Source organism: Mesorhizobium sp. M1A.F.Ca.IN.022.07.1.1 (assembly GCF_003997575.1).
GTDB lineage: Bacteria > Pseudomonadota > Alphaproteobacteria > Rhizobiales > Rhizobiaceae > Mesorhizobium.
Window position 1 is genome coordinate 1 of record NZ_RZST01000276.1, and the last position, 8,396, is coordinate 8,396.

The 8,396-nt window shown below is 64.0% G+C and carries 9 protein-coding genes; 2 read left to right on the plus strand and 7 right to left on the minus strand.

Translation table 11 applies throughout. The features are described from left to right. The coding region (locus tag EOA75_RS24545) for a fatty acid desaturase family protein (RefSeq protein WP_127325370.1) at positions 1 to 756 on the plus strand (756 nt) is incomplete at its 5' end. 13 nt (positions 757 to 769) lie between these two features. On the opposite strand, the gene EOA75_RS24550 is transcribed toward EOA75_RS24545, so the two are convergent. From EOA75_RS24550 to EOA75_RS24560, 3 genes are all read right to left on the minus strand, one after another. Continuing rightward, positions 770 to 2,911 carry an EAL domain-containing protein gene (locus tag EOA75_RS24550; protein ID WP_127325371.1) on the minus strand — a complete coding sequence of 714 codons (2,142 nt, stop codon included), beginning with the start codon at positions 2,909 to 2,911 and terminating at the stop codon, positions 770 to 772. 65 nt (positions 2,912 to 2,976) lie between these two features. Beyond that, on the minus strand, positions 2,977 to 3,615 hold the full coding sequence (locus tag EOA75_RS24555) for an HD family hydrolase (RefSeq protein ID WP_095781517.1): 639 nt from the start codon (positions 3,613 to 3,615) through the stop codon (positions 2,977 to 2,979). Further along, positions 3,615 to 4,478 carry a folate-binding protein YgfZ gene (locus EOA75_RS24560; RefSeq protein WP_127216102.1) on the minus strand — a complete coding sequence of 288 codons (864 nt, stop codon included), beginning with the start codon at positions 4,476 to 4,478 and terminating at the stop codon, positions 3,615 to 3,617. The genes EOA75_RS24555 and EOA75_RS24560 overlap by 1 nt, the downstream gene beginning before the upstream one ends. Before the next feature lie 85 nt (positions 4,479 to 4,563). Between EOA75_RS24560 and EOA75_RS24565 the strand changes: the two genes are divergently transcribed. Then, positions 4,564 to 5,895, plus strand: coding sequence for a dihydroorotase (locus EOA75_RS24565; protein WP_127325372.1), 1,332 nt, complete (start codon positions 4,564 to 4,566; stop codon positions 5,893 to 5,895). Between the two features lie 181 nt (positions 5,896 to 6,076). Here EOA75_RS24565 and EOA75_RS24570 read toward each other — a convergent pair whose 3' ends face one another. The 4 genes from EOA75_RS24570 to EOA75_RS24585 all read right to left on the minus strand — a co-directional run. Next, complete coding sequence (locus EOA75_RS24570; protein WP_095800109.1) at positions 6,077 to 6,871, minus strand: hypothetical protein; 795 nt, start codon at positions 6,869 to 6,871, stop codon at positions 6,077 to 6,079. A 150-nt stretch (positions 6,872 to 7,021) separates the two neighbouring features. After that, complete coding sequence (locus tag EOA75_RS24575) at positions 7,022 to 7,279, minus strand: hypothetical protein (protein ID WP_066997401.1); 258 nt, start codon at positions 7,277 to 7,279, stop codon at positions 7,022 to 7,024. Between the two features lie 338 nt (positions 7,280 to 7,617). Further along, the gene (locus EOA75_RS24580) at positions 7,618 to 7,995 is read right to left on the minus strand and encodes a TIGR02301 family protein (RefSeq protein ID WP_127325374.1); all 378 of its coding nucleotides are present in this window, start codon (positions 7,993 to 7,995) and stop codon (positions 7,618 to 7,620) included. Between the two features lie 69 nt (positions 7,996 to 8,064). Continuing rightward, positions 8,065 to 8,396, minus strand: a 332-nt coding sequence (locus EOA75_RS24585) for an NUDIX domain-containing protein (RefSeq protein ID WP_127325373.1), incomplete at its 5' end; no start/stop codon positions are given.

Here is an 8,396-nt window from a genome sequence, read left to right on the forward strand (position 1 = left end):
GCCAAGGTGCCGTACTGGCCGGTTCTGATGCTGCCGCAGGGCATCCTGATCGTGTTCCTGTTCACGCTGCTGCATGAGACCGTGCATAGGACGGCCTTCGAAACGCAGTGGCTGAACGATGCCGTCGCGCGGCTCTGCAGCCTGGCGATCGCGCTGCCGGCCGACTGGTTCCGCTATTTCCATTTCGCCCATCATCGCTTCACTCAGGACCCGCAGAACGATCCGGAGCTGGCTTTCCCGAAGCCCGAGACCTTGCGACAGTACATCGTCCATGTGTCTGGCCTGCCGGTGTGGTGGGGTCATTTCAAGACGCTCTACAAAAATGCCAGCGGCCGCTGCGGGGACAGCTATGTGCCCCCGAAAGGCTTGCCGAAAGTCCAGGCCGAGGCGCGGGCGATGATCGCCTTCTACCTCGTCGTGCTGACGCTTGCGATCTGGCTCGAGGCGACCGTGCTCCTCTACATCTGGCTCGTACCGGCGCTGCTCGGGCAGCCCTTTCTCAGGCTTTATCTGCTGGCCGAGCATGGCCGCTGCCCCTTCGTCGCCAATATGCTGGAAAACACCAGGACGACGCTGACCAACTGGTTCGTGCGCAAGCTCGCCTGGAACATGCCCTACCATGCCGAGCACCACGCCTATCCGGGTGTGCCGTTCCATCAATTGCCGGCTTTTCATCGGCTGATCGCGCGGCATCTCAAAGTGGTAGAACCCGGCTATGTGAGCTTCCACGAGAAATATTTCGAGACGCTGCGCTGACCGGTGCCTGGCATCAACCGGATCGGCGAAGCTTTTCCTGCGAGCGCAGCAGGCGGCTCATCTCCGAGGCCCTGGCAGGCGCGCCGATCAGAAAACCTTGCGCCTCGCCGCAGCCGGCCTTGCGCAGCATGTCGAGCTGCGCTTCGGCCTCGACGCCTTCGGCGGTGACGGTGATGCCGAGCTCGGCGCCGAGCCCGATAACCGTGCGCACGATCGCCGCCGTGTCGCGCTTGTCGAGATCGTGGATGAAGGAGCGGTCGATCTTGATCTTGTCGACCGGGAAGCGCCGCAGATAACCGAGCGAAGAATAGCCGGTGCCGAAATCGTCGAGCGCGATGCGCACGCCGAGCCCGCGCAATTGCCCGAGCGTCCTCAGCACGCTGTCGCTCTCGTCCATCATCACCGTTTCGGTGATTTCGAGTTCCAGCCGGCTTGCTGGCAGGCCGGAAAAGGCGAGCGCCGCAATCACGCTGCGGGCGAAGCCGCCGCTCTTGATCTGGGCCGCCGAGACGTTGACCGCCATGCGCACGTCCTGCGGCCAGCCCGCCGCCACGCCGCAGGCCTTGCGCAGCGCCCAGTCGCCGAGCTGCACGATCAGCCCGGTTTCTTCGGCCGCGGCGATGAAGTCTTGCGGCGGCACCAGCCCGCGCGACGGCGAGCGCCAGCGCATCAGCGCTTCGGCGCCGACGATCTCACCGGAGGCGATGTCGAGAATCGGCTGGAAATCCAGTTCGAACTCGCGCCTCGGGAGTGCAGCTTCGAGGTCGGCCTCGAGCGCCAGGCGCTCCCGCACCATGGCATCCATGCCCGGCTCGAAGAAACGGTAGATGTTGCGCCCCTCGCTCTTGCCCCGGTAGAGCGCCATGTCGGCATTGGTGAGCAGCGTATCCGCATCCTGCCCGTCGCTGGGATAAAGCGCGATGCCGAGGCTCACCCCGACATGCATTTCGCGGCCCTTGTCGCGATAAGGCTTGCCGATCACCTCGATAATGCGCTTGGCCAGCTTTTCGGCGTCGACCGCGTTTCTGATATTGGATTGAATGATGGCGAATTCGTCGCCGCCGAAACGCGCCACCACGTCCTTGTCGCTGCGCAGGCAGCGCTGCAGGCGCTCGGCCACCCTTTTCAGCAGCCAGTCGCCGGCCGGATGCCCGAACGTATCGTTGACGGCCTTGAAGCGGTCGAGGTCGAGCGAGAAGATCGCCACCGGCGCGGCTTTGGCCTCGCTCAATGCCTGGTCCAGGCGCTCGCGGAACATCGAGCGGTTGGGCAGGTTGGTCAGCGTGTCGTGATGCGCAAGATGCGTCATGCGCTCTTCGGCGCGGCGACGCTCGGTAACATCGTCGAAGGTCACGACCCAGCCGCCGCCGCTCATCGGCTGCCGAACCACCAGAAAAGTCCTGCCGTCGGCAAGATAGCGGTAAGCCGACTGCATTTTCCCTGCTCGCAGGCAGGCTTCGGTCCTGGTGACTTCGCTGTCGACGTCGATCTTGGTGTAGATGCCGAGTTCCAGCAGTCGTTTGAGCGCGTCGCGGTGTATCGTTCCAAAAGGGAAATCTGTCGCGGCGACGTTGTAGAGCTCGAGAAAGCGCTGATTGCGCACGATCATCTTGCCGTCGGCGTCATACATCAGCAGGCCTTGCGACATGTTGGCCAAAGCGGCGTCGAAGCGGCGATGCTGCTCCTTCAGTTCCTCTTCGGAGCGCCGCTGCACGGTCACGTCCTCGTAGATCGACACCCAGCCGCCGGAGGCCAGCGGCCGATGCGAGATGACGATGATGCGCCCGTCCGCCAGCGTCTCCTCATAAGTCGAGGGCTTGGCGCCGTCGATATAGGGTTTGCGGACGGCGTAGAGCTGCTCGGCGGTTTGCGAGGCGATGCCGATTTCGACGCTGTGCTGCAAGATGTCGAAGAAGCGAATGCCGGGCTTCGTGACTTTGGCGTCGAGGCGGAAGAGGTCGATGTAGTTTCGGTTGCAGATGATCATGCGCTCGTCGGCGTCGAACATGCACAGGCCATGCGACATGTTCTCGACGGCGGCCGAAAAGCGCTCGTTTTGTGCGCGAAGTTCCTCCGCTATTCGTCGAACCGGGCCAATACCGGTTGCCTTCCGCCTGACTGCGGCCGAACCAGCCTTGACATGAGCAACGGACATGAGCGCGCCTGCCGACCGTGACTGAACAGTTTACTGTCGTGGCCGCCGGTTAATTTAGCGTTCTTTTATTTGACGGAATTGGCAGCGAGAAAAGGCTGGCGTTTAGCTTCCAGCGCCGCGAATCGTTTCAGAAATGCCGCCTGCGCCCAGGTCACCGAGCGTGGAGTGAAGTCGAAATGGTCGGCGGAAAAGCTGCGCGGCCGGCCGAAATACTCCGTCGCCTCCGCGGTCGAGAAGCCGGCAAGCAGCGTCGCTTCGTAATAGGCGGCGATCTGGTCGGCGCGCTTGATGTCCTTGCGCAAGGTGGAACCGAGCTCGGCCGGCAGCGAGAAACGTTGATGGATGGCGCGCTGCAGCCTGAGCTCGCAGTCCTTGTAGGAGCCGCCCATCACCGATTTGAAGGGGGAGATCATGTCGCCGATGACATATTCGGGCGCGTCGTGCAGCAGCGCCGCGAGCCGCGCCTCGGCGGAGGCGGCCGGCACCAGCTCACCATAGAGTGCCTCGACCAGCAGCGAATGCTGAGCCACCGAAAAGGCGTGCTCGCCGCTGGTCTGGCCGTTCCAGCGGGCGACGCGGGCGAGGCCATGCGCGATGTCGGCGATCTCGATGTCGAGCGGCGAGGGGTCGAGCAGGTCGAGCCGCCGGCCGGACAGCATGCGCTGCCAGGCGCGCGGCGGCGCTCCCGCCCTGTCGGCCGCCATCAGGCCTCCTCCGCGCTGACGGTGTCTTGCGGGAAGGAGAATTTCGCCCAGCCCGGGATGGCGAGCGTCACCGGGACGTCGCCGGCCATGATCGGGTCGCGGGCATCGAGCGCTGCCTTGACGCGGTCGATGCGGGCGATGGCGAGGCCGCGTCCGCCGCTTACCGAACCCAGCGTGCCGACCGGCCGGCCGGCGACGGTGAGCTCGGTACCGGTCGCAGGCAGGGAACCCCCGGCTGTGGCGACCAGCACGCGGCGTCGCGCGGTGCCGCGATGCTGCATGCGCGAGACGACTTCCTGGCCGACATAGCAACCTTTCTTGAAGCCGACGCCGCCGGTCTCGTCGAGCAGAACGTCATGTGGGAAAGCGTCACCGAGCTGGTAGTCGCTGCCGCTTTCGGCGATGCCGTTGGCGATACGCAGGGCCTGCCATGCGCCGGCATCGCCGCTGTCCTGAACTGCGCCCTCATATTTGCGCCTGACCTCCACCTCGCGGAAGCGCGTGTCGGCGAGGGAAGTTGAATTGGCAAGTGAGGCGGTTGAATCATCGCCCCATGCAACCGTGACAAGCGCCTGATCCTGCTTGGCAATCTCGGCCTTTGCCCTCAGCCGGTAAAGCATCAGCCGGCGCACGAAGTCATCGGCTATGTCGGTCCGGCATTCCAGCCGGAAGCCGTTCTCGCCGGCGCGAGAGATGAGAAAATCGAACAGGATCTTGCCTTGCGGCGAAAGCAGCGCGCCGGGCTTTGCCTCGCCGGCGCCAAGCGCATCGAGATCGGTGGTGAGGATGTTTTGCAAAAAATGTTCGGCATCCTGGCCTGACACGGAAATGAGCGCGCGGTCTTTCAGCAGGGCAAAGGGCATGGGCGTGAAGTCGGCCTGATCTTGCAAAAATGATGGTCATTACGTAAGCCGGCCACACTCCCCCCGCAAGAGATTGGACCAGCCCATGGCAACCACCTTCGACCTCATCCTGACAGGCGGCACGGTAGTCAACCATGACGGTGAAGGCCGGCGCGATGTCGGCGTGAAGGCCGGGCGTATTGCCGCGATAGGGGATCTCGGCCAAGCGTCGGCCGGCGAGACGATCGATTGCACGGGCCTGCACATCCTGCCCGGCGTCGTCGACAGCCAGGTGCATTTCCGCGAGCCGGGACTGGAGCACAAGGAAGATCTGGAAACCGGGTCTCGCGCCGCGGTTTTGGGCGGCGTCACCGCGGTCTTCGAGATGCCCAACACCAATCCGCTGACCACCAGCGAGGCGGCCCTTGCCGACAAGGTGCGGCGCGCCACCGGCCGCATGCATTGCGACTTCGCTTTCTGGGTTGGCGGCACGCGCGACAATGCCGGCGATGTCGGCGAGCTCGAGCGGCTGCCAGGAGCTGCCGGCATAAAAGTCTTCATGGGCTCGTCCACCGGCGACCTGCTGGTCGAGGACGACGAAGGCGTCGCCTCCATCCTGTGCAACACCCGCCGCCGCGCCGCTTTCCACTCCGAGGACGAGTTCCGTCTGCGCGAGCGGCTCGGTCTGCGCGTCGAGGGCGATCCCTCGTCGCATCCTGTCTGGCGCGACGAGATCGCGGCGCTGCGCTGCACCGAGCGCCTGGTGCGCATCGCGAGACAGACGCGCGCGCGCATCCATGTGCTGCACATCTCGACGGCCGAGGAGATCGTTTTCCTCGAGCAGCATAAAGACGTCGCTACATGCGAGGCGACGCCGCATCACCTGACGCTCTCAGCTGACGACTATGCGCGGCTCGGCACGCTGATCCAGATGAACCCGCCGGTGCGCGCGGCGCGCCACCGCGACGGCGTCTGGCACGGCATTGCGCAAGGGATCGTCGATGTGCTGGGGTCCGACCACGCGCCGCACAGGCTGGCCGAGAAGGCGAAGCCTTATCCTGCCTCGCCTTCGGGCATGACGGGCGTGCAGACGCTGGTGCCGATCATGCTCGACCATGTCAACGCCGGCCGGCTCACTTTGCAGCGTTTCGTCGATCTCTCCAGTCATGGTCCGCAGCGCATCTTCGGCATGGCGGGAAAGGGCCGCATCGCCGCCGGCTACGACGCCGATTTCACCGTCGTAGACCTGAAGCGCCGCGAGACCATCACCAACGCGCAGGCTGGCTCCAAGGCGGGCTGGACGCCCTATGACGGCAAAGAGGTCACCGGCTGGCCGGTCGGCACCATCGTGCGCGGCAACCGGGTAATGTGGGACGGCGAGATCGTCACGCCCGGCCAGGGCAGGGCGGTGGAGTTTTCCGAGGCGCTGGCGGCTTAGGCCACGTTGGATTTCTTAAGCGCGCCCTGCATTATGAGTGCCTGCAGCTGCGGGAACTTGCCCTGGTCGATTTTCTTTCTTGCAAATGCCGACGGTGGGAGCCGATGCGATTCCGGCTCTGCGAGAGGAGGCAAACCGCATATGGCCGTAGACCAAAATTGGCAAGGGATGAGCTTCTGGCTCAATCCCCGGCGACGAAGAACAGCCACTGGCCGGCGGGCGTGATGCCGACGCGATAGAAGATATAGGCGCCGAACTGCTTCATGTCGTCATAGTCGCTTGCGGTGACGAGTTTGAACAGCTCGACGCGCTGCCTGGGATCCAGCTTGTCGAGCGGCAGCGCGAAGAAATACGGCCAGACATAGAGCTCCTGCGGCGTGCCGGTGTCGACATGGACATAGCCGGCGCTGAGCACCTCTTCCAAAATGGCGAGAATCTCTTGGCCGTCGCCGTCGCCGGAGAGTCCCTTGAGGAAAGCGACCGGGTCGCCCTCGATGTCGCCGAGCGATAGCTGCGTCATGGATTCGCCCGAGCCGATCAGCGGCCGAAGTTTCTCGATATCGCCGCTCTTGCAGGCCTCGATGATCAGGCCGTGCATGCGTTTGACCGGCTCGGGAAGCTTGTCGAGGTCGTAGACGACGGGCGGCGGCGGCGAATCCGGGTCGGAGCGCGGGCTGGTGATGCCGCCGCTGCCGGTTGGCGCTTCGGGCGCGCTCTTGTCCGTCTCGTCGGCCGGCTGGCTGTTGTCGGAGGGTTTGGTGCCGGGCGCGGCCGGCATTGGCACGGTGGTCCCCGGAGCGGTCGTTTCGTCACTGGTGGACGGAGTGACCGGCGAAGGCAACTCCTCGCGTTGGATCTCGCTTAGCGCATAGCAAGGCGTGCTGGCGAGGCAGATTGCCAATGGCCCGGCGCAGGAAGCAGTGATCCAGATGCCGAGGGCCAGCCCGCGCGGCCTGCCTGCCAACGAAAATCTCACCCCTTGCCTCTCCATGGTTCCGGGCTCGCTAGGGCAATTCCAGAAAACTGTGCAATGGTTTCCGTCCGGAATTGCGAAAAACTAATGGCTAGGCGGCGGGTATGATGCCCAAACGGCGCGTCGCCGTCAAAAGCAGCCAAAGCGGGCGGGCTAGTGCCTGAGCCGTTCCGGCTCGAACGCGCCGGAGATCACCTTTTCGCGCATGCGGTCGAGCAGGGCCAGCGCTGAGGTCTCACCATTGGCGCGCAGCATCTCGCCGAAGGCGGTTTCCAGCGCAGCCTCGGCGATGATTTCGGGCTCGATGCCGGCCGACAATCCTTCCGCCCAGGCTTCACTGTGGCTCTCCACGGCGGTCAGGCGCTTTTCTTCCCTGACCAACGCGTCGATGTCGCTGACGCCATGTTCCATTGCGATGTCCACCTTTTCAAGCGTCGGTCCGGCAAGGCACCGGGCTTGACTTGCCAGTTCATGCGCTGCTCGTACAAGTGCTTGTAAATACGACATTTCTGCAGTCGCAATCTACATATCGAGCAAGGCTGCGATCAATTCCGACCGAGCTTAGCCGATTAGACCAGCTTGCGGCATTAAAACCTTCAGTTTGAGTTAATTCCGCATTTGTCCACTAACGTTTCATTAACATTGTTGCACAAGCGCAACAGATGATTGCACCAAGGCGCAGCCTGATACAATAAGGCCGGCCACATTGGAGCGATTGGTCGGTGGATAGTCGCGATCGATGCCGGTCCTCAATTCCCGTAGCGGGAAGCGATATCGCGCGACAGCGTCTCGCCTTCCTTCATGTAGCGGGCAATGGCCTCGGTGGCCGAAGGCGTGCACTGCGTGTAGGTGCCGCTGAAGGAGCGGTAGCCGCGATTGAAGGAGGCGATGAAGCGGGCGCGCCGGTTGGGATCGGGATTTTCCGACTCGAGCAGCTTTTCCATCTCCAGCCGCCACTGGTCGCCTTTCTCGCCGCAGAGGTTGCGCAGGAAATGCAGCGAACCCAGCACCTCGGCGAGGCGCATCAGCCCGGGCTCGAACGGCGCCTCGGCCGCCGATGCCAGCTGCACCGTGACGGCCATGCTGATAGCGAGGCTTGCGGCGAGAAAGGGGGAGGCGCGGGTCATCAGGGCCTTGCGATGGAAGAGCAAGGCTTTGTGGCGAAACATTTTGTCGCCCGCAAGGCCATTCTGGGGTCACCGCTCGGCGGCTTGCGCAGGACCAAGCAACTCCTCGGCAACTTCAAACACATCGCCCGCCAGCGGCATCGCCGCCATTTCCGCCAGCGTGTAGAACGCCGCCGTCTCGGCGTCATCGCTCGCTGCCGGCTCGCCGCCGACATAGGCCGCGCCGAACACCGTCAGCAAATAGTCGACCGCGTGGTGCTCAGCGCGGCCGTCGATATGGATGTCGCGCAGCGGGCGGTAATCCTTCGCCTGGAGCCCCGTTTCCTCCTTGAGTTCGCGCGCCGCGGCTTGCGCCAGCGTCTCGCCCGGCTCGACCTTGCCGCCGGGATACGCGTAGAGCC